The 20,036-nt window shown below is 67.7% G+C and carries 20 protein-coding genes and 2 pseudogenes; 17 read left to right on the forward strand and 5 right to left on the reverse strand.

What is annotated here, in order from left to right; translation table 11 throughout:
* Positions 1-34 precede the first annotated feature (34 nt).
* Positions 35-558 (reverse strand): annotated as a pseudogene (locus ACZ3H8_RS35030) (transposase); the annotation flags it as partial.
* 9 nt (positions 559-567) lie between these two features.
* The gene (locus tag ACZ3H8_RS35035) at positions 568-1,005 is read right to left on the reverse strand and encodes a PaaI family thioesterase (RefSeq protein WP_467408666.1); all 438 of its coding nucleotides are present in this window, start codon (positions 1,003-1,005) and stop codon (positions 568-570) included.
* Here ACZ3H8_RS35035 and ACZ3H8_RS35040 point away from each other — a divergent pair.
* The gene (locus ACZ3H8_RS35040; protein ID WP_467408668.1) at positions 1,004-1,279 is read left to right on the forward strand and encodes a hypothetical protein; all 276 of its coding nucleotides are present in this window, start codon (positions 1,004-1,006) and stop codon (positions 1,277-1,279) included. The genes ACZ3H8_RS35035 and ACZ3H8_RS35040 overlap by 2 nt on opposite strands.
* 93 nt (positions 1,280-1,372) lie before the next feature.
* Here ACZ3H8_RS35040 and ACZ3H8_RS35045 read toward each other — a convergent pair.
* Positions 1,373-1,486: pseudogene (locus ACZ3H8_RS35045) on the reverse strand (IS5/IS1182 family transposase); the annotation flags it as partial.
* 734 nt (positions 1,487-2,220) lie between these two features.
* On the opposite strand from ACZ3H8_RS35045, the gene ACZ3H8_RS35050 reads away from it, so the two are divergent.
* Complete coding sequence (locus ACZ3H8_RS35050; RefSeq protein WP_467408669.1) at positions 2,221-2,982, forward strand: AfsR/SARP family transcriptional regulator; 762 nt, start codon at positions 2,221-2,223, stop codon at positions 2,980-2,982.
* Positions 2,983-2,995: 13 nt separating this feature from the next.
* Here the strand turns inward: ACZ3H8_RS35050 and ACZ3H8_RS35055 are convergent, their stop codons facing one another.
* Positions 2,996-4,030 carry a bifunctional lysylphosphatidylglycerol flippase/synthetase MprF gene (locus tag ACZ3H8_RS35055; RefSeq protein WP_467408672.1) on the reverse strand — a complete coding sequence of 345 codons (1,035 nt, stop codon included), beginning with the start codon at positions 4,028-4,030 and terminating at the stop codon, positions 2,996-2,998.
* A 272-nt stretch (positions 4,031-4,302) separates the two neighbouring features.
* Between ACZ3H8_RS35055 and ACZ3H8_RS35060 the strand changes: the two genes are divergently transcribed.
* The 11 genes from ACZ3H8_RS35060 to ACZ3H8_RS35110 all read left to right on the forward strand — a co-directional run bounded on the left by ACZ3H8_RS35060 (position 4,303) and on the right by ACZ3H8_RS35110 (position 14,622).
* Positions 4,303-5,895, forward strand: coding sequence for an aldehyde dehydrogenase family protein (locus ACZ3H8_RS35060; RefSeq protein ID WP_467408673.1), 1,593 nt, complete (start codon positions 4,303-4,305; stop codon positions 5,893-5,895).
* Positions 5,896-5,951: 56 nt separating this feature from the next.
* A complete protein-coding gene (locus tag ACZ3H8_RS35065) occupies positions 5,952-7,088 on the forward strand; it encodes an acyl-CoA dehydrogenase (RefSeq protein WP_467408675.1) in 1,137 nt (378 codons plus the stop codon).
* An 8-nt stretch (positions 7,089-7,096) separates the two neighbouring features.
* Positions 7,097-8,413 (forward strand): aspartate aminotransferase family protein, encoded by a 1,317-nt coding sequence (locus ACZ3H8_RS35070; RefSeq protein ID WP_467408676.1) that lies wholly within the window; start codon positions 7,097-7,099, stop codon positions 8,411-8,413.
* Positions 8,406-8,885, forward strand: coding sequence for a type II toxin-antitoxin system RatA family toxin (locus ACZ3H8_RS35075; protein WP_467408679.1), 480 nt, complete (start codon positions 8,406-8,408; stop codon positions 8,883-8,885). Before ACZ3H8_RS35070 ends, ACZ3H8_RS35075 begins: the two co-directional genes overlap by 8 nt.
* On the forward strand, positions 8,885-9,403 hold the full coding sequence (locus ACZ3H8_RS35080; RefSeq protein ID WP_467408681.1) for a hypothetical protein: 519 nt from the start codon (positions 8,885-8,887) through the stop codon (positions 9,401-9,403). The genes ACZ3H8_RS35075 and ACZ3H8_RS35080 overlap by 1 nt, the downstream gene beginning before the upstream one ends.
* Positions 9,400-9,951 (forward strand): flavin reductase family protein, encoded by a 552-nt coding sequence (locus tag ACZ3H8_RS35085; protein ID WP_467408682.1) that lies wholly within the window; start codon positions 9,400-9,402, stop codon positions 9,949-9,951. The genes ACZ3H8_RS35080 and ACZ3H8_RS35085 overlap by 4 nt, the downstream gene beginning before the upstream one ends.
* 2 nt (positions 9,952-9,953) lie before the next feature.
* Positions 9,954-10,913 (forward strand): VlmB-like protein, encoded by a 960-nt coding sequence (locus ACZ3H8_RS35090; RefSeq protein WP_467408685.1) that lies wholly within the window; start codon positions 9,954-9,956, stop codon positions 10,911-10,913.
* On the forward strand, positions 10,910-12,019 hold the full coding sequence (locus tag ACZ3H8_RS35095) for a fatty acid desaturase family protein (protein ID WP_467408686.1): 1,110 nt from the start codon (positions 10,910-10,912) through the stop codon (positions 12,017-12,019). Before ACZ3H8_RS35090 ends, ACZ3H8_RS35095 begins: the two co-directional genes overlap by 4 nt.
* On the forward strand, positions 12,016-13,017 hold the full coding sequence (locus tag ACZ3H8_RS35100; protein WP_467408688.1) for a beta-ketoacyl-ACP synthase III: 1,002 nt from the start codon (positions 12,016-12,018) through the stop codon (positions 13,015-13,017). The genes ACZ3H8_RS35095 and ACZ3H8_RS35100 overlap by 4 nt, the downstream gene beginning before the upstream one ends.
* 127 nt (positions 13,018-13,144) lie before the next feature.
* Complete coding sequence (locus ACZ3H8_RS35105; RefSeq protein ID WP_467408690.1) at positions 13,145-13,387, forward strand: acyl carrier protein; 243 nt, start codon at positions 13,145-13,147, stop codon at positions 13,385-13,387.
* Positions 13,384-14,622 (forward strand): beta-ketoacyl-[acyl-carrier-protein] synthase family protein, encoded by a 1,239-nt coding sequence (locus tag ACZ3H8_RS35110; RefSeq protein WP_467408693.1) that lies wholly within the window; start codon positions 13,384-13,386, stop codon positions 14,620-14,622. Before ACZ3H8_RS35105 ends, ACZ3H8_RS35110 begins: the two co-directional genes overlap by 4 nt.
* 8 nt (positions 14,623-14,630) lie before the next feature.
* Here ACZ3H8_RS35110 and ACZ3H8_RS35115 read toward each other — a convergent pair whose 3' ends face one another.
* The gene (locus ACZ3H8_RS35115; RefSeq protein WP_467408694.1) at positions 14,631-15,398 is read right to left on the reverse strand and encodes an AfsR/SARP family transcriptional regulator; all 768 of its coding nucleotides are present in this window, start codon (positions 15,396-15,398) and stop codon (positions 14,631-14,633) included.
* Between the two features lie 322 nt (positions 15,399-15,720).
* Here ACZ3H8_RS35115 and ACZ3H8_RS35120 point away from each other — a divergent pair, with 322 nt between their 5' ends.
* The 4 genes from ACZ3H8_RS35120 to ACZ3H8_RS35135 all read left to right on the forward strand — a co-directional run bounded on the left by ACZ3H8_RS35120 (position 15,721) and on the right by ACZ3H8_RS35135 (position 19,756).
* Positions 15,721-17,307 (forward strand): MmgE/PrpD family protein, encoded by a 1,587-nt coding sequence (locus ACZ3H8_RS35120; RefSeq protein WP_467408696.1) that lies wholly within the window; start codon positions 15,721-15,723, stop codon positions 17,305-17,307.
* Positions 17,308-17,366: 59 nt separating this feature from the next.
* Entirely contained in the window at positions 17,367-18,119 is a 753-nt protein-coding gene (locus ACZ3H8_RS35125) for an HAD family hydrolase (protein ID WP_467408698.1), read from the forward strand.
* Between the two features lie 103 nt (positions 18,120-18,222).
* On the forward strand, positions 18,223-18,909 hold the full coding sequence (locus ACZ3H8_RS35130; RefSeq protein ID WP_467408701.1) for an SGNH/GDSL hydrolase family protein: 687 nt from the start codon (positions 18,223-18,225) through the stop codon (positions 18,907-18,909).
* A gap of 58 nt (positions 18,910-18,967) precedes the next feature.
* Entirely contained in the window at positions 18,968-19,756 is a 789-nt protein-coding gene (locus ACZ3H8_RS35135; RefSeq protein ID WP_467408703.1) for an SCO6745 family protein, read from the forward strand.
* Positions 19,757-20,036: the final 280 nt, after the last annotated feature.

Here is a 20,036-nt window from a genome sequence, read left to right on the forward strand (position 1 = left end):
CCGAGGACGAGCCGCCAAAGGACTGTCCGGCGGGTCACGAGCGGAGCCAAAGGCGCATGGAGGCAACGGTCGCGGTGCCATGGAAGACGTACGCTCGTTTGTCAAAGCGGGTGGCGGCGGCCCGGAAGTGGGTCGGCCGCCAGCGCTGCCGCGGCGTTGGCGGTTGGCCCGCTGGTCCCGGCGCTCGGGAATGGTGTGTCTGATCCGCCGACGCCGAAGATAGCAGCGCTTGCGGGGGGAGCTGTACGCTTTGTCGCTGCTCACACGGGCCGGGCGCGTACGCGGGTGGCCGGCGCCGAGGCGCGGCACGCGCATGTGGTCCAGGACCGGGATCAACTGCGGTGCGTCGCCCCACTGACCTGGCGTGATCAGCACACTCAGCGGACGCAGCCCGCCTTCTCCAGCCAGGTGGATCTTCGTGGTGAGCCCGCCCCGGGAGTGTCCCAGGGCCTCTCGAGGGCCTTGCTGTGCGGGTCGCTCAGCGCATCCTCGCCATGGCTGCCGCCATCTGGCACAACCACACGACTGGCGAGCCTCGGTCATGCGGTCGCTGATCGCCTATGACCATTAACGAATGGTCTGGATTCGTGCGGTCGCGGTCGCCACAGCCACCGGCCTGTCGTCGGGGCCGATGAGTTCACCGGCGAGAAAGCACACGTCCTTGCCGCGCTGCACGATCCGTCCGCGCCCCAGAAGCCGTCCGGGGCGGGCGGGACGGAGGAACTGAACATGGAGATCGAGCGTCGGCGCGAACTGGTTTTCCGGCAATGTCGCGACCAGCGCCGGACCCAGGGTGTCATCGAGCATCGCGGCCAGGAACCCGCCCTGGATCACGCCGACAGGGTTCGCGAACTGATCGCCCGCCTGGAACGCCACCTCGATTGTTCCCTGCTCCGGATCCACGCCGACCAGCTCCCAGCCGAGGAGCACCGCTGCAGGGGGCGGTGGGACCCGCCCCGCCTGCACATCCCAGAACAACCCACGCCTTTGCGTATCCATCTCCATGAGCCACATTGAACAGGCCGCCACTGACAACCTCGGCAGACGGATCCCTCGCACAAGCCCCAGCGCGGAGCCCACGACCGCCGCTCCCACCAGCGCCGCCCCGGATAAGCCGACCGACGACGCCAAGTCGTCGGCGGACGACAACGCCGCGGCCGAGAAGAAGGACGACGACGGCATGTCCCTGGCCATGCCCGTGGGGATCGCAGTCGCCGTCCTCGCCCTGGCCGGCGGCGGGCTGTGGTGGTTCAAGCGACGCGGTGCAGTAAACGCCTGACGGGTCGCGGCAGTCTTCGCCACTGCCCAGGCCGGCTTCTGGTAAAGCACTGCCGACGAGCACCCACACGTATGGACGCCTCGCCTCCGTGACGTAGTACGGGGTGTCGGCGGAGGTGCGGTCGATCGGGAGCAGGGTGCCATCGAGGATGATGAACGCCTTCGTCCGGATCGTCCCCATCGCCTCGGGGAGGGGCGGAGCGAGGCTGCGGGGTTAGTCCCTTCTCCTAAGGTGCTCATGTGGCACCTGACTTTACGAGAGTGGAAAACCACCGACGGATCCCAGCGTCGGCGCGGAAGGCGATGAAGTGCACGGAACGATGCAGCTGTCCGTGCATACCTTTCACATATGATTGATCTTCTGTAGTTCGACGTTCACCTACTGGAAGATTTTCTCATCCAGGAAATGCGCCCACCATTCGATGCCCAGACCGCGCGGAACCTTCACCAAGGTTTCGATGGTGAGATTCGTTCCCTCGGCGGACTCCGCTGCTGTCAGGGTGCATTTTGAGACACCGGCGCGCTCCGCCAGTTCCGGTAGAGCGAAAAGGCCCTCCGGGTGGTATTGTCGGATATGGCGCAAACGCTACGCGACTGCAGGCTTCGTAGTCTTCATCTCGGTGTCCTGTCGTAACTGGCTAAATTCCCGAAGGTCGTCTTTTATTGCTGACCACTTCAAGACTTCCAGGTGAAGCGTATATGTAACATTGCCAGAGCCTGCTCGGTCTGTCGACCTTCACTCCGCAACGCTCTAGTGTTTTGAGGTTACTTCTTGGAAGCGGGGGGTATGTATGGATGCATCAAAATCTCAGCATGCCTGTGCTGCGAGATCAGAGAATTGGGGAAAGCCCCCACTCGCCGCTGCGGGCATTCTGTGCGTGTGGGGCCAATTTATTTCTGGCGGCCTAGGTGGCTGATATTCCTAAGTCAGGGGAGGTTTACATGCTTGTAAACCTCCTGGGCGCCCTGGAGGTAATGGAAGACGGGGTTTCCGTCGTTTTACCCGGCGAGAAACTACGAACCATCATTGCCACTCTCGCACTCTCAGCAGGAATACCGGTTCCTTTCAGTGATCTCATCGACGAGTTATGGGGAGAACGGCCTCCGCGGAACGCTTCGAATTCCCTCCAGAGTCATGTCGCCCGGCTGCGCCGCATTCTTGTGGAAGGTTCCGGAAAGCCGCACATGCGAGAGGTGATCGAGACCACGCACTCCGGGTATGTGCTGCAGGTCTCCGCCGACAACGTGGACGCTCTCCGGTTCGACCGTTACGTCGTCTCGTTGGAACGGATGGACAACGCGTCGCCGCAGCGGGTGGTCGAACTGCTCACCGAAGCTCTGGCGCTCTGGCGGGGCCCCGCGCTGATGGACGCCGGGCACGGGATGATCTGCCGGACTGCCTACGCCGGCCTGGAGGAGACCCGGCTGATCGCCCGCGAGCGGCTGATCGACGCGCGGCTCGTTCTCGGCGAGCACCAGGCGGCCGTCCCGGAGATTGAACAGCTCTGCATGCAATATCCGTTGCGGGAACGGTTCTGTGAGCAGCTCATGACCGCGCTGTACTGCTCCGGTCGGCAGGTGGAGGCGCTGGACACGTATCAGCGCATGCGTTACCGGCTGGCTCACGATCTGGGACTGGAGCCGAGTGAGAGGCTGCAGGCCAAGTTCCAGGAAATGCTGCGCCGTTCGCCAGTAGGGCACTGAACCGGGCCACCTGTCATACCGACTTGGTCACCCGTAGGATCTGCCAGATGGCTCCCGGGCTCGCCCTGCCCTCGAAGGCCAGATACTCCGGAAGTACCAAGTGCGGCCCCCACTTCTCTTTGTAGGCAAGCTGGCTGCGCGATGGGTAGACGGACTCGCCGCGCTCCGCCAGCAGTCGCATGAATTTCGCCGTCAACCGGCTGTGCCGGGGAAGTTCGTGCTCGGCACCCAGCCCAGTGAACGGGGTGAAGCCGAAATGCAGCCACCCTGCCTCCTCCTTCCGGAAGATATCCATCGCTGTGAAATTGAGGGTCTCCATCACGCCGGGGGGAGTATCTGGCATGCGCCGACTGAGGTCGTGCAGCCAGCCGGGGAACGACCCGTAGGACGGCGAGTATGAGATGTAGGCCATTGGCGTATCGTCCATGAGGCCGACGAAGAGCCTCCGACACTGCTGCACGGGGCCTCCCAGCTGGCCCACCAGGAATTCGATCTCCTTGACGTGGCGGCCCTTCGAACGCAACCAGGTCCGGTCGATCTGAGCCAGCTGCTCACCGTACTCGCCGAGTGTCGCTTCCCGTATCTGCAAGCCGCTGCGTTTGGCGCGCGATATCTTGTTGCGCAGTTTGACGAACTTCGATCCACGCAGTGAGAACTCCGGCAACTTCACCGAGTAGGATGCGCCGACCTGGTTGACCACAAATCCCTCGGCATCGTACAGCCTGGCATCTGACGCCTGTAGCTGTATCCCGACGACGCGACGTCTTTCCTCGCGGGCGAATGACTTGAACTCTCGCAACAACGCGGTCTGTCGGTCGACGGGAGCGAATACGCCACCGAACTGGATCAGATAACGACCAGCTCGACGGTATGCTATGAATCCATCTTCCCCGGGCATGGAGAAGAAATCGTTCCCCGTGTTGAGTGCAAGAAAAGCGCTCGGGTTCTCCGCGTACTTCTCGATCGCCGGCTGCGCCTGCTTCTGCTCCGCCTCCAGGTCGTCCCGAGAATCCCGAACTTTCTCTGCGTGTCCCTCGGATCGCTTCATACAAGAACCGCCCTTCGCGCCGCCAGTATCAGGCGGAAATAATTTAGCAATTTCTCCAAAAAAGCTACTGACGGGACGGTTTCAGTGGGCTTTCAGCGCATTTTCAGTCCTCACTGACAGAGTTTTCCGAGAACTTCGGAATCTTCCACGGAGTACGAGAACAGCGATGGCAGGGAGTGAGAGTGGGGATCACGCAATTGTCCCACCCGAATCCGGCTCCACCGAACCCGGCACCCGAAGCCCCGACGCCGCTCCGCTCTTACCCCTCCTATGTGAACGGGCAGAACGTGGACAATGGCGCGTGGGTCTACGTCGTGGACGCCGGGGTACTTCTGGACGATGCGTTCGCGAGCTTGACGCTCAAACGGAAACTGGAGCAGGGGCGCATCCCACCGGAATCACTACCGCCGAGCATCGTCGGCCGCGTCGCCAAGGCTGACCGTCCGACCGTCGAGGCGGCGCTGGAAGCCGCCGCGGCCGCCGCGCCGGTCTGGGGGGCCTTCCCACTGGAGACCCGGCTGGAGGGGGTCGGCGAGTTGCTCCACCGCCGGCTGTGCGAGCGGGCAGAGGAGATCACACGGATCCTGGTGGCTGAGGGACACCCATTGGTCCTGGCCCGCTGGCAGGTCTCGGGAATGCTCGACTGCTTCGGCCCGGAGTCGGTCGGCTTCTACCGCTCGCAGATGCTCCAGGAGTTCCGGCACGGCGAGCGCCGCATCCAGGTGCGTCGCCGCCCGGACGGCGTAGTGTGCCTCAACCCGCCGCAGAACGCGCCGCTGTCCAGTGCCCTGCTGGGCGTTACCTCGATCATGGCGGGAAACTCTCTGGTCGTCCGTGCCCCGCGGAGCGCGCCCCTCGGCGTGATGTACGTATTGCACGAAGTCGTGGTGCCGGTACTGGAGGAGGTCGGCGCACCGCCCGGCACCCTCAACATGGTGTGCGGGGACCCCGCGCCGATGCTCTCGGCCTGGGTGGACAGCCCGCATGTGAACGACATCATGTACTTCGGCAGCAGCGAGAACGGCGTCCGATTCCAGCAGCGCTGCGTCGTCGCGGGCAAGAAGCCGATCCTCGAACTCGCGGGCAACGACGTAGTCGTGGTCTGGAAGGACGCCAATCTGGAGTTCGCGGCCGAGGCGTTGACGGAGAGCTTCTACGGCTCGGGCCAGCTCTGCATGATTCCCAATCAGGTGCTCGTGCACCCTGATGTAGCAGACGACCTCATCGCGCGTCTGGTCCGCCAGATCGGCCACGTCCGACCCGGCCGGCCGGGCGAGGAAGATGTACTGCTCACTCCGGTGCTGCGGAACGAGAAGTTCTTCAGTTGCCTTCGCGACGCCCTGGACAAGGGGGCCGAACTGGCCTGCGGCGGCCACGCGATGCAAGCCGACGAGAGCCGCGACGCGGCCGGAATCTTCCTGGAGCCGACCGTCGTGGTCGTGCGTGGGTTGGCGAAGGCGCGGGAGGTCGACGCGGTACGGCATGAAACGTTCTTCCCGCTGCTGCCCCTGGTGGTCGCGGAACCGGCCTCGGACGAAGTGCTGCTGGTGCAATTCATCGACTACGTGAACAGCAACGAGTACGGCCTGCGCAATTCCGTGTGGGCCACTTCCCCTCCGATCGTCGACGCCTTCCTCGCCCGCATCCGCAGCGGCGGGCTGCTGAAGATCAACGACTCCCACATCGGCTTCCTGCCCTACTTGCCCACGCACGGCGGCACCGGCCTGACCGGCGGCGTCCTCGGCGAGGCTAACTACCCGATTCTGCGGACCAGTCATCTGCAAGGCGTCAGCGTCAGCCCTGGATCCCGGCCGCGGGAGGCGGTGTTCGGGGCCTGGCAGGCCCTGCGGAGGAACGGTTCGTGAACCGCGCCGCCGGTGACGATCCACCGGTTCCCGACCACGAGGAGTCGCGAACTCTCATGCGTTCACTCGAAGCAGCACGCGCGACCTGTGAGGCGTTCCTGCCCGGCCTGTTGGACAAGCTGGCCGCTGTCCCGATGGCCGAACTGGAGCAGCCGGGAAGTCCGTCGATCGGCCTCTTCCGCTCACACGGCGGCCCCGGTCTGGTGATTCCCAAGACCTACGCCGGCGCGGGCGCCAGTCCGATCCAGGCGCTGGAGGTGACCCGCGCCCTGGCGGCATCAGCGCCGTCGCTGGCGGTCGCGACCACGATGCACCACTTCTCGGTGGCGACGCTCTTCACACTCGCCGACAGCCTGCAGAGCAACGGCGTCGAGTGGGCGCTGCTCGAAGGCATCAGTGAACAGAAACTGCTGGTCGCCTCCGGGTTCGCCGAAGGGCGCCCGGGGCGGGGCATCCTGGCCCCCACCATGCGGGCGCGAGCCGTCGAGGGCGGCTACGCGATCGACGGTGCGAAGAAGCCGTGCAGCCTGTCCCGCTCGATGGACCTGCTCACCGCCAGCGTGGCGCTGCCCAGGGCGGACGGCGGCAGCGACATGGCGGTGCTGCTCGTGCCCCGGCAGGCCGAGGGCATCACCGTGCACCCTTTCTGGTCGAGCTGGGCGCTGGCTGGCGCGGAGAGTGACGAGATCCGGCTCACCGACGTCTTCGTCGACGAGCAGCAGCTCATGCGGACCGAGTTGGGCGACGCCGGTGAGCTCGACGAACTCCAGACGGTCGGCTTCATCTGGTTCGAACTTCTCATCTCCGCTTCGTACGTGGGCATCGCCAGCGCACTCGTGGAGCGCGTGGTGGACCAGGGCCGTGGCAGCGACTCCGACCGGGCCCAACTGGTCGCGCGGCTGGAGTCGGCGATGCTCCTACTGGAGGGCTCCGCGCGCATGATCACGGATGGTGAGGCGGGCAACACGGCTCTCGGCAAAGCCTTGTTGGCTCGCTTCGGTGCCCAGGACGCGCTCGGCGACGCAGTGCGACGCGCCGTAGAGGCGCTCGGCGGCATGGCGTTCATCGGCTCCTCGGACGTGGCCTACCTCGCCGCCGCCTCGCACGGCCTCTCCTTCCACCCTCCATCCCGCTCCAGCTTCACCGGCCCCTTCCTGGAACACGTCGCGGGCCGGCCGCTGCGGCTGACATGAGGACACCGATGAGCACGACATCAGCAGCCAGGACCGTGCCCGTGGGGGACGACAGGTGGGCGTACGACCGAAGCACTCTGGGGCAGCTGTACCGGGCCCGATTGAACAGGGGCCGGGCCTTCCTCGGTGAGATGTTCGGCGGGCACGTCGAAGTGGAGTCCCAAGGTGCCTGGGTGACCACTGCTGAGGGCAAACGCTTCCTCAACTGTGGCGGCTACGGCGTGCTGTTCCTGGGGGCCCGCCACCCCACCGTCGTACGCCTCGTCGAGGAGCAGCTGCACCGTAACCCGGTCGCCACCCGGGTGTTCCTCGAACCGCAGGCGGCCCTGGCGGCGGACGCCCTGGTCGCGGTGGCCCCAGCGGGCCTGGAGCGGGTGCACTTCGCCGGCTCCGGCGCAGAGGCCGTCGAGACTGCCATCAAGATGGCGCGTACGCACGGCAAGAACCAGCTGGTGGCCATGCGCGAGGGCTATCACGGCAAGACCATGGGGGCGCTGAGCCTCACCGGTAAGGAGATGTTCCAGGCCCCGTTCCGGCCGCTGCTGCCCGACGTGCGCCACGTGCCGTTCGGGGACGTCGAGGTTTTGGACGAGTTGCTCGGCACCATGCCGGGCCGCGGCTGCGTCGTCGTCGAGCCCGTCCAGGGGGAGGCGGGCGTGGTACTGCCGCCCGATGGCTATCTGCGCGCGGTGCAGGCGGCGTGCCGTCGCCACGACGCGTTCTTCGTCCTGGACGAGGTGCAGACCGGACTCGGCCGTCTCGGCAACTGGTTCGGGGCGGACCGCGAGGGCGTCACACCCGACGCACTGCTGGTGGGCAAGGGGCTGAGCGGAGGGGTGATCCCGGTCTCGGCGGTGGTCGCAACGCCGCGGGCATTCTCAGTCTTCGACCGCGACCCCTACTTGCACACCTCTACGTTCTCCGGGGTGCCGCTCGCGATGGCCGCGGCACGAGGCGCGCTCATGGCCATCACGGAGGAGGGTTTGGTCGAGCGCTCCCGTGAGCTGGGCGCCGAACTGCTCATGGTACTCGGCGGCATCGTCCACGAGCACTTCGGCGACGCGGTGCGCGTACGCGGGCGGGGGCTCCTGCTGGGCTTCGAGTTCGCGGAGCCAGGTATCGCGGGCGACCTGCTGATCGAACTGGTCTCACGGGCCGTCATCGCCAACCACTCTCTCAACTCGCACCTGGTACTGCGGCTGACGCCGCCCGCGATCCTCGACGACGCGGAAGTGGCGTTCCTGTACGAGGCGTTCGACAGCGCCTGCCGGGCGCAAGCGGCCCGGTACGCACCGACTTCCGAAGGTGGCTCTGCTCATGCGTAGCGTTCATGTGGCTCTTGTCGTGCCGGACACCGATTCGGGCGCGGTCTTCGACCGGGTGCGGGACTTTGCCGCCTACCCCGGGCTGGTCCCGGTGGTGCGGGAGGTGACCGTGCACGAGGTCAGTACCGAGGAGGAGACCAGCGACTGGGAAGTCTATTTCCGCAACGGAATCCTGAGCTGGACCGAGGAGGACCGTTTCGACCGAGCCGGCCTGACCATCGTCTTCTCACAACTGGACGGTGACTTCGAATCGTTCGCCGGGACCTGGCAGATTTCCCGGGAGGGGGCGGGCTGCCGGGTGGACTTCGACGCCGAGTTCGACTTCGGCATCCCGAGTCTGGCCGGAATCCTCGACCCGGTCGCGGTGCGGGTCTTCAAGGAGACCATCGCCCGCATTGTCAGTGGCCTGTTCACCGGCACCACGGTGGTCGGCGACGAGGCGGTCACAGCGGCCTTAGCGCGGGCGGCTTGATGGACACCAAGAACCTGTTCATGACCCGCACCACCGCGTGGCTGATCCGTGCGGAGTACGGGCTGGGGCTCCTGGTGTCGGTTGTCCTGTTCTTCGCGCATCTCGGTGAGGTGCGCTGGCTCCCGGCCATCGCGCTCTTCGTCTACATCGACCTGATCGGGTACCTGCCGGGCGCGTACCGCCACCACCGGGCCCGGAGCAGGGACAAGGCCGGGGGCAGGACCGGGGGCACGGAGATCGCAAAGGTCTACTACGTCCTCTACAACGTCATGCACAGCCTGGTGACCCAGGGCCTGGTCGCCTTGGTATGGATCTCGGTGTGGGGCTTCGAGTGGGCCCTGCTGGCGCTGCCCATCCACTTGTTCGGCGACCGCGCGCTGTTCGGGAACTACCTCAAGCCCTTCGGCCTGAGTTTCGAACCTGAGCCGCACCCTGCGTACGGGCGCTTCCGCAGCGAGTTCGATGCCGCGGCCGACGGAGTGCGCGCCCCGCAGTCCGTACGGACGGGCACGCTGTGACCGGCGCTACCGCGGAGCGGCTGCGCGCGGCATGGCCCCCCGACCTGATGACCGAAATGCCGGGTATCGCGACGGAGCGGCTGGCCACGGGAGTGGTGGTACTGACCTGCGGCGGCGAGGCGGATGTACAGGGCGTTACGGTCAGCACGCTGGCCTTGGCGTCGGTCGAGCCGCCCGTGGTGTCCATCGCGCTGCGCCGCGGCAGCCGCGCCCTGCGGGCGCTGCTCGGCACACCCGCCTTCGTCGTCAACGTGCTGGGCTCACGGCAGGAGGCGCTGGCGCGGCATTTCGCCAGCAGATGCCGGGCGGCCGGTATAGGTCAGCTGGACCGGGAGGCGTGGGCGGGCTGCACTGAGGACGGCGTTCCGGTGCTGGGCGGCGCCGTCGGCTGGCTGGCCTGCAGCGTTCAGCGCACGGTCCCGGTGGGCGACCACGACCTTGTGCTGGCCCGGGTGGGCCGAGTCGTACGGGGCAGCGGCACCCCTTTGCTCAACTTCGCCGGCGGACTGCATCAGCTGCCCGCCGCCTCGACTATGGAGAGGGACTGACCATGGCTTCCGCGAACATCCCGGCAGAGGCTCACTGGGCGCTGGCTCCGTCGCTGATGGACGGGGCGATCGAGCTGGAGCTCACCGCGCAGTCGTGCGATCTGCAGTACTGGCTGGCCGCGGTGCCGCAGGGCACTCTGCAGGGCAACGTGCTGGGCCACGCCGACGGCGTACGCCCGCACCCGGTGATGAGCGAGCCCGGACCGCTGAACAGTGCGCTCACCCAGGAGTTGGCGTTCCGCTCCATCGCGGAGGAGAAAGCGACCCGGGCCATCGCCTACTTGGTGGCGCTCGCCCCCGACAACGACAGCCTGGAGTTCTACTCCACTCAGCTCCTCGACGAGGCAAGGCACGCAATGGTGTTCCGCAGCCATCTGCTGCAACTGGGTGTCGAGCGTGACGAATTGTGGCAGACCATCGACCGCCTGGCGGCAGTCGACCGGGACACGGTGCTGGTGCCGCTGGAGGAGTTCGGGCTGGGCGCCCTGCGCGAGCGGGGCGACTTCATCGGCGGCGTGCTGGTGTTGACCGTGCTCGTCGAAGGCGTGCTGGCGCCGTCCGCCGAGCTGAGCGAGCGCAAGTGGCGGGTCTTCGATCCTGCCGCAGCGGATATCGAACGTGGTGCGGGAATCGATGAGATCCGGCATCTGACCGTGGGCAGCTCCATCGTCCGCGATCACTTGCTCAAGCATCCCGAGGACAAGCCGCGGGTGCTCGATCTGATGCGGGAGGGCTACCGGCTGTGGGACCGGCTGCCGGCCACGGACATGCTGCTCCGCCGGGAGAAGCTGTTCCAGCAGGGCATCGAGCAGCACGGCCGGCTGCTGGGCGACTACGAAGCATGGCCCGGTCGCAGGCTCGTCGACACCACGGTCGACGAGCGGGTGGCGACCGGCCAGGAGTGGGCCGAGCGCATGCAGCGCTCGCGGCTCGCGTATATGGGCCTTGAGGAGGCGATATGACGCACCTGGACGAGGGATCCGCCGCCGCGCCTGAGGTCGGCGCGCCGGGTGCCCCGGACGCCAGGCCGGCCAACTACGAGGAGGTCAACCGGCTGGTGAAGGCCGCCGGCCTGATGGACCAACAGCCCGGCTATTACATCTACAAGATCACGTTCAATCTGCTGCTGCTCGCCGCGGCGTGGACCGTCTTTGGGTTGGTCGGCGACAGCTGGTGGCAGCTCGCGACCGGGGTGCTGCTCGCGTTCTGCTTCGCCCAGACCGACCTCGTGGGCCATGACGCCGGCCACCGGCAGATCTTCCGGACCCGCAAGGCGAGCGACGTCATCGGCTACCTCCACGGCAACCTGCTGACCGGGGTCAGTTTCGGCTGGTGGGTGGGGCACCACACGCGGCATCACAACTACCCCAACCACCTGTCCCTCGACCCGGACATCACGCGCCGTCAGGTTGTCTTCGCGAGCAAGGACCGCAGCAAACGCACTAGCACCGCTGGCCGGTTCATCGTGCGCCACCAGGCGTGGATGTTCTACCTGCTGATCATGATGGAGGGGCTGCGGCTGCACCTGTCCGGCTATGTGGCGGCCCGCAAGGGTGCGCTTCAGCACCATCGGGCGGCTGACCTCGGCCTGCTCACCTTCCACCTGGTGTGTTACCTCGCCGCGGTGTTCTGGGTGCTGCCGCCCGGCAAGGCCGTCGCCTTCATCGTGATCCACCAGTCTCTGTTCGGCTTCTACATGGGCCTGCTGTTCGCACCGAACCACAAGGGCCTGCCGGTGCGCGACGGGGAGAAGGAGGAGCTGGACTGGATCACCCGCCAGGTGGTCACCTCACGCAACATGCTCCCCAGCCGTGTCACGCATTTCTTCTACGGAGGGCTCAACTACCAGATCGAGCACCACCTCTTCCCGTCGATGCCGCGCCGGAACCTGCACCGCGCCCAGCCGCTGATCAAGGACTACTGCCTGAGCCACGGTCTGCCGTACGCCGAAGTGCGGCTGATGAAGTCGTACCTCGACGTCTCCGACTACCTCGGCGAAGTCAGCCAGGAGGTACGGACCTTGGAGCGGCAGGATTCCGCGGCCGTCCCCGTACAGGCGCAGCGGTGAGCCGGGCCGCGGTGCTCAGAGGTCTCGGCACCTGGTTGCCGCCCCGGGTCGTCACCAATGACGAGCTGGCCGAGGAGCTGGACACCACCGACGAGTGGATCCGCAGCCGCACGGGGATCGCCCGGCGGCACATCGCCGACCCGGGCACGGCCACCTCGGATCTCGCGGTGGAGGCCGGCCACAGGGCGCTCAAGTCCGCTTCCGCGGACTCCGCGGACTGTGTGATCGTGGCCACCACCACGCCGGACTGGATCTGCCCGGCCACCGCGCCCCTGGTCGCCTCCCGGCTCGGACTGGGCACGCCGGCCGCCTTCGACGTGGGTGCGGTGTGCACCGGCTTCCTCTACGGGCTCGCCGCCGGGGCGGGCCTCATCGCGGCGGGGACCGCCGAGCGGGTCCTGGTGGTGGGCGCCGAAACCTTCTCCAGCATCCTCGACCCCCAGGACCGCTCGACTCGGGCTGTCTTCGGGGACGGGGCGGGCGCGGTCGTGCTGGCCGCGGGCGATCCGGACGAGCCGGGCGCGCTGGGCCTCTTCGACCTGGCCAGCGACGGAGCGGGCAGCGACCTGATCGCCGTACCTTCCGGCGGCTCCCGCGCCCCGTTCCGCGCCGCTTCGGCCAGCACGGCCGACCCGTACTTCCGGATGGCGGGCAAGGCAGTCTTCCGCAACGCGGTGGAACGGATGGCCGCCTCCGCCCTCGGGGTGGCCGAAGGAGAGGGATGGAGCGCACGGACGGTGGATCTGCTGGTGGCCCACCAGGCGAACCTGCGCATCATGCACGCCGTTGCCGACCGGATTCGGCTGCCACGGGAACGCTGTGCGGTGAACGTGGACCGCGTCGGCAACACCGCGGCCGCCTCCATCCCGCTCGCACTCGCCGACGCGATGGCGGACGGCACGCTGCGTGCGGGCCACCGGGTGGTGCTGACCGCCTTCGGCGGCGGACTCACCTGGGGCTCCTGTGCCGTGCGCTGGCCCGACCTGGTGCCCGGGTGAGAGAGGCGACGACCGCCGTGCCGGCACGACCGCCGTGCCGGCACGACCGCCGTGCCGGCACGACCGCACGAACCGCATCGATCACACAGACCGTAGTGACCGCTGGGACGAACCGAGGAGACACCCGATGAACGACATTTACGAGCGTCTGGTGGCATTGCTGGCCAGCGGCTTCGGCCTGGAGCCCGGCGAGGTCAGCCCCGACCAGACCTTCGACGAGCTGGAAATGGACTCACTCGCCCTGGTCGAGCTGGGCCTGACCGCCCAACAGGAGTTCGACGTCGCTATTGCGGATGACGACATACGGTCGAGCGACACCATCGCCCAGGCCGCCAAGACCATTGAGGTCAAGGTGGCGAGCCTCGCATGATCTCCGGTCGAGAGCCGCTGCACGCCGCCGTCACCGGCATCGGCATGGTGACCGCGGCCGGGATCGGCGCCGAGACCGCGTGGCGGACCATCCGTGCCGGCGAGGCGACAGCCGCGGCGCCGGTTCCGGCGCTTGAAGGGACCCCCGCCGACTTCGGCTGCCCGGTCATCGATTTCGACCGGGCGAGCCCGGTTGAACGACGGAAGGCGTGGCGGCTGGACCGCAGCAGCCAGTTCGCGGTCGTCGCCGCCATGGAGGCGCTGGCGGACTCCGGCCTTGACCCTGCCACCTGGGACGGCGCGCGCGTCGGCGTCGTACTCGGCAGCGGCATGGGCGGGGCGGCCACCTGGGAAAAGCAGCACCGGGTGTTGCTCGATGACGGGCCCCGACGCGTCTCGTCGATGCTCATACCGATGCTTGCCATCAATATGGCAGCGGGATATGTGGCCATGGAGTGCGGAGCCCGTGGCCCCAACTTCGTCACGGCGACCGCGTGTGCCTCCGGGACGACGGCAGTGGGCGCGGCCCGCGAACTGCTGCGCTCTGGGGCCTGCGACGTCGTCATCACCGGAGGCACCGAGGCGTGTCTGGTGCCCTCCATCATCTGCGGCTTCAGTCAGATGGGGGCGCTGTCCGGACGTCGCGGTGATCCGCACGCCGCCTCCCGGCCGTTCGACAGCGACCGGGACGGTTTCGTGCCCGCGGAGGGCGCCGCCGTCCTGGTGCTGGAGCGCGTCGAAGACGCGCGCGCCCGTGGCGCGCGGGTACGCGCCATGGTCAGCGGTTACGGGGCCTCGGCCGACGCGTACAACGCCACCGCCCCCGACCCTGAGGGCGCGGGCGGGGAACTGGCGCTGCGGGCTGCCCTGGCAGATGCCGGAATCGGCCCCGGAGACGTCGACCACGTCAACGCGCATGGAACCTCCACCCCGTTGAACGACATTACTGAGGCGAAGCTGATCAGGCGCACGCTCGGCGAGCGGCCCGCCGTCACCTCGGTCAAGGGTGTCCTCGGACATGCACTGGGCGCGGCCGGTGCGATCGAAGCGGCGGTCACCGCGATGACCCTGGAGCACGGGTTCATCCCGCCGACCGCCAATCTAGACAGCCAGGACCCGCAGATCGAGATCGATGTTGTCTGCAAAACCGGCCGCGACACCCGGCCGAAGGTCGCTGTGAGCAATTCCTTCGGATTCGGCGGACAGAATGCTGTACTGGTGCTCACCTGCGCCTGAGCAGGAATTCACCGGGAGGCGATCGGATCCCGGCGGCACAGGATCTCCTGGAGCTTGGCGCGCAGTGCCGCGCCGGGCTCCAGGCCGAGGTCCTGGGTCAGCCGGTGGCATGTCCGGCGGTAGACCTCCAGGGCCTCCGCCTGCCGTCCGGATGCGTGCAGTGCCGTCATGAGCTGTTCACTGAAGCGCTCGCGCAACGGATAACGAACCGAGAGTGCTTCGAGCTTGGGGACGACGCTCCGGTACAAGCCCATCGCGAGTTGTGCGTCGAAGAGCCACTCAAGGGCGGTGAGCCTGGTTTCCGTGAGACGGGTACGGGCCATCTCGCAGATCATGCCGTTGCCGGTGTCCATCAGTATGGACCCGTGCCATAGTTCCAGTCCCTCGGTGAGCAAAGCCACGGCCGCTTCCGGTCGCTGCTCGCGTATTGTCTCCACGCGGCTCACGAGATGGCAGAATCGCACCGCGTCGACGCCGGATTCGGGAAGCACCATGGTGTATTCGGAGTTGGAAGTCTCGATCAACTCGCGCGGGTCATCTTTTCCGGGACTCGTGCCGATGATCCGTCTCAGTCGGGCAATGTGCCCCTGGAGTGAATTCTCCGCATCGATAGGACGGTTGTCCGCCCAGAGTTCGGTGATCAGTTGGCTCCGTGACACCGGACGATTCGGGTTCAGTGCAAGGGCGGCGATGATGGCCCGTAGCTTCTCCCCGGGAATTCTTATAGGGATGTTGCCGTCCAGCAATTCGAGCGGTCCTAGAAGGTTCACCTGCATATGAGTCCGAGCCTCCCTCCGTGGAGCCGGCAGAACGGAGTGCGTTCTGCCGGCGCGGCACCAGGTGTGACCCTAGGCCGAGCCATTCCGGCAGGTCAATGCTCGGGCGCTGAGTGAGATTCGGAATTCCGTTACGGCCACCGAGAGTTTCAGCGAGATACTCAAAGTAGCTATGGATGATCTCAGCGGGATTTCAGCGGCATCCGTGACAATGGATTCCGGCTGACGCCCTGGGAGGGGCCTAAATGGCCTAAAAGGCTGTGCAAATTTCCCGGACCCGGCTGTGGTCCACCGCGATCGGAAGCTGTGCGAGGTTTCCACAATGCCGAAAGCGAATACTCCAGCAGACCTTCGTACCCACTACGACGACGCGAACCGACCGCCGGCATCGACCGGCGACGCACCGGCCGATGACACACCGGCCGACGGCCCATCACCCGGCGGTTCGCTGACCGGGGTCCTCGCGCACTGGGCGTCCGGGCTGCGCTACCCCGATCTGCCTGGCCGCATCACGTCCTATGCCACCAGCCAGCTCATCTCGCACATCGCCGTCGTCCGGGCCGGTATGGCGCATCCCCTCGGCCACAGGCTGCTTGAGGCATTCGGGCTCCCGACCGCGGCCTCTCCCGATCGTGCCGCTTACGTGCTGGCGGCGCTGTCCACCTGTTTGTACTACGAGGACAGCATGTACGTGGGCCATGTGTCGCACTCCTCGGTCGGCGTGCCCCTGGCTTTCCGCCGCGAACAGCATCTGACGGGCGAGCAGTTACTGACGGCAGTGGTCGCCGCCAACGAATGCGCCGCCAGGGTGACCGCGGCGGCCGCCCTGGGGCCGTTCCGCGGTCAGAGCGCCGCGTACGCCCAACTCGTGGGCGCCGTCGCGGCGAAGCTGCACGGCGCGCGCGCTCCGGCGAGGCAATGGACCGACGCCTGGGGACTGGCGCTGGCCGCCCCGCCTTGGTCCCTGCGGCGCGCCTTCCTCGGCAGTGACGCCAAGGTGCTCTCCGCCGCCGTGCCGGTACGGATCGGCCTGGACGCATGCGCCGCAGCTGCCGCAGGCCTGAAAGGGGCCGCAGACATCCTGGAACACCCGGGCGGTCTGCTGGCCAAGGTCTCCGATGTGCCCTCGCCCGAGGTGGTCACGGCGGGACTCGGCGCCCGCTGGCACACCGAAACGCTGTCCTTCAAGGTCCATCCGGCCAGCGCCTATGTCGACGCGGCCATCGACTGCGCGTCCGAGCTGCACCACCGGCTGACCCCGGCGTGCATCGACGACATCGACGACATCGTGGTCCGCGCCGCGCGGCTGACCATGGTGATGGACCGGGAAGCGGCGCCCTATCTCGACCGTGAGCGTTCGGCGATCCTGGCGCTCAACCTGTCCGTGGCCTACAACGTGGCGACCGCGCTGGTCACCGGGTCGGTGACGGCCGCAGACCTCGCCGAGCCGGCCACCGCCGATCCGGTGCGCTGGGCGCTGGCGGCGAAGGTCCGGCTGGAATACGACCCCGAGCTGAGCCGCCGTCTGCTGGGGGCCACGGCGCCCCTGGGCGAGGCGTTGCGGCAGGCTGAGGGGCGGGCGGAGGAGTGGTTCGCCGCATTCTCCGGCGGGCGGACTGCCCCGGGGGTGTTTCCACAGGGCCACCCGAGCGCCTCCTTCGAGTACGCCACCAAGGCGATCGGCGCCCGGATCGGAGTCACCCTACGGGACGGCCGCGACATCTGGGCCGCTCGCGCGCACGCTGCCGGCTCGGCCGGTCCAGAGACCCGGCGCGACCACCGGGCGATCGCCCGGAGCAAGCTGGCGGCCACCGGGGCGTCTGCGGAGGTGATCGAGGCGCTGGACCGCACGGCGTCGCTCGGCGCGGCCGAACTGGACGCCGTGCTGCGGGCGGCGCTGTGCCCGTGACCGCCGACGACTCCAACTATCCATCGGGGCCACGACCCGTCAGTGAAAGGAGGTACCTCATGACGGCGCGTCAGTACTTGCGAGCCGCCTTCTTCGACGTCGACGAGACCTTGATCACCGTCAAGAGCATGTTCCGGTTCCTGAAGTTCCACCTCTCGGCGATCGGCAGACCGCCGTCCGCCTACACCGCGGTGGTCGATGAGCTGCGCGGCCTCGTCGCTGCCGGCGCGTCCAGGGTGGAGGCCGCACACGCCTACTACCGCGTCTACCAAGGGCAGCGCGCTTCGGAGCTGTCCGTCCAGGGACGCGAGTGGTTCCGGAGCGAGCAGCGCTCGGGAGGGCTATTCCTGCCCAGCGGACTGCAGGCATTCCGTGCGCATCGCCTCGCGGACGACCTCACCGTGCTGGTGTCCGGCTCCTTCGCGCCCTGCCTCGATCCGCTCGCCGACTGGCTGGAAGCCGCGGTGGTGTTGGGCGCCAGGCCCGAAACTGTCGATGGTGTCCATACCGGGCGGCTGATCACCCCCATGCTGGGCCGCGACAAGGCGGCCGCGGCTCGAGCCGTGATGCGTGCACACCGGATCGCTCCCGCCGACTGCCGAGCCTACGGCGACCACGCGTCGGATCTGCCCATGCTGTTGGCCGTCGGGCACCCGGTTGTGGTGGGGAACGACCCCGAACTGGTCAGGCACGCGGTGGCCGGCGGGTGGCTCCGACTGCCCGGGGTGTCTGAGGGAGACCCCGCCGGGACCACGGCGGAGGATGGTGGCGGAAACTCGCCAGCCCACCGTTCGGCGGGCTGGCATCGTTGATTCCATTCCCGGCGAATCTCTGCGAATCCCCGTGGACGCCGCCGGGCCCCGCTCCCGCCCCGGCACGGACCGTCCAACCAACCCTCAGCTAGGAGTTCCCGGCATGACAGACACGACGCAGTACGCCCCCGAGGCCCACGACCCGCATCTCCTGGCGGTGGGCGAGAGCGCTCGCTTACTGGCAGGCGCACCGTGGAAGCGCCTCGCGGTGGTGGGGGACAGCGGCGCCGAAGGGGTCACCGAGGCGTTCGCGGGCTACCGCCACCTCACCTGGGGGGAGCGCTTCGTACAGGAGTTGCGGACCGTACAACCGGACCTCAAAGCCCTCCACCTGGGCCAGCGGAACCTGTTCGCCGTGCAGGTACGCGAGACACAGCTGGCGCCCGCGCTGGAGTTCCGGCCGGATCTGGCGATCGTGTTCTGCGGAGGCAACGACCTGTTGCAGCGGAACTTCGACATCGACGCGGTCGAGGCGGAACTGGCGCTCATCATCTCCCCGTTGCGGGACGCCGGCTGCACCGTCCTGACGTCGGGACTGTTCGACATCACGGTCTCCCCGTACGTCGACGAGCGATACCGCAAGCCAATGAGCGAGCGCATCGCGGCCTGGTCGGAGCGGACCAAGCAGCTGGCGGCCCGGCTGGGGGCAGTCCACGTCGACCTGCCGAAGCACCCCGCGGGCACGGAGGAGATCTACAGTACCGACGGCCTGCACCTCAACGCGCGCGGTCAGGCCATCCTGTGCACCGAGATCGTGCGGAGCCTGGCGGGACATCTCCAAGCCGACTGACCAGGAGCGACGCCTCCCCGCGCCGCTTGACCGCAACCGCTCGGGAAGGGAATCCGCGATGGCTGGCTCGCACCTGTGGGTGGCTGCCACCAAGGACGACATCCGACGCCTCGGCGGGTCCTACATGAAGAGCCCGGAGGCTCGGCAGGCCGCAGCGGAACTCGGTATGCCCCGGTTCGGCTACTACTTCCGTGGGCGCGGTGGGGTGCTGGGCCCGGTCAGCCCGGACGTCACGGCGGCCGTCTTCGGTTTCTTCCCGGTGGACTTCGTCCGTCGGCACTGCGGCGGATCGCAGCCCGGGCCGACGGCGCAGGAGATCACTCTCCGGTACGCGGAGTCGTGTCGCGCTTGGGGACGTCGCTGCCTGGCGGGCTTTTCGTCCGCCGGGCGGCTCGCCGAACTCCTGGAGACCGTGGTGGACGGGGCGGATACTCCGGGCACCCCGCTGTTCGCCGGGTGGCGCGCGGTCGCCCGTCCCGACGACGCCCCCGCCCGGGTTGCGCAGCTGGCCCATATCCTGCGGGAGCACCGCGGCGGCCTCCATCTCGCGGCGGTGCTGGCGACCGGAATGACTCCGGTCGAGGCCACGCTGACCCGGGACAACGGAGTCGAACGCGCGGGGTTCCTGGGATGGGAGCCGCCGTACCCCCGGATCGACGGACGGACGCACATCAACCGTGCCGTGGCCGAGAACCTCACCGACCGGATGGCCGCGCCCGCCTACGCCGTGCTGAGCTCAGCTCAGGCAGACGAGCTGGGTCGGCTGCTGCGCGCCGCCTCGGTCGTGGCGATGGCGCAGCACCGGCCCGCCGCGTCACAGGCTGTCGGCAGTTCCGGCACCGCCTGACAGTACTTCGTTGAGCTAGTGCTGACTGGCGGGGTTCTGGGTTGGTAAGTGGCGGTGGTAGGTGGGGCATGCGCCGGTCCAGGCTCGTATCAAGTCCTGGAGCGTGTCGAGGTCGAACTGCTGTTGGCCGACGGGGGCTTCACCGGCCTGGAGCTGTGGCCGGCGCCCTCGGCCGGGCGATGCCGATCTCTGCGGCGGTTCCGCTCCCACCAAGTGCTGCCGTCCGCAAAGAGCTGCCCGACGGCTCGTACCTGTCATACATCGTCGCGGCCCCGGCCCG

The organism is Streptomyces sp. NPDC002868 (assembly GCF_055563295.1).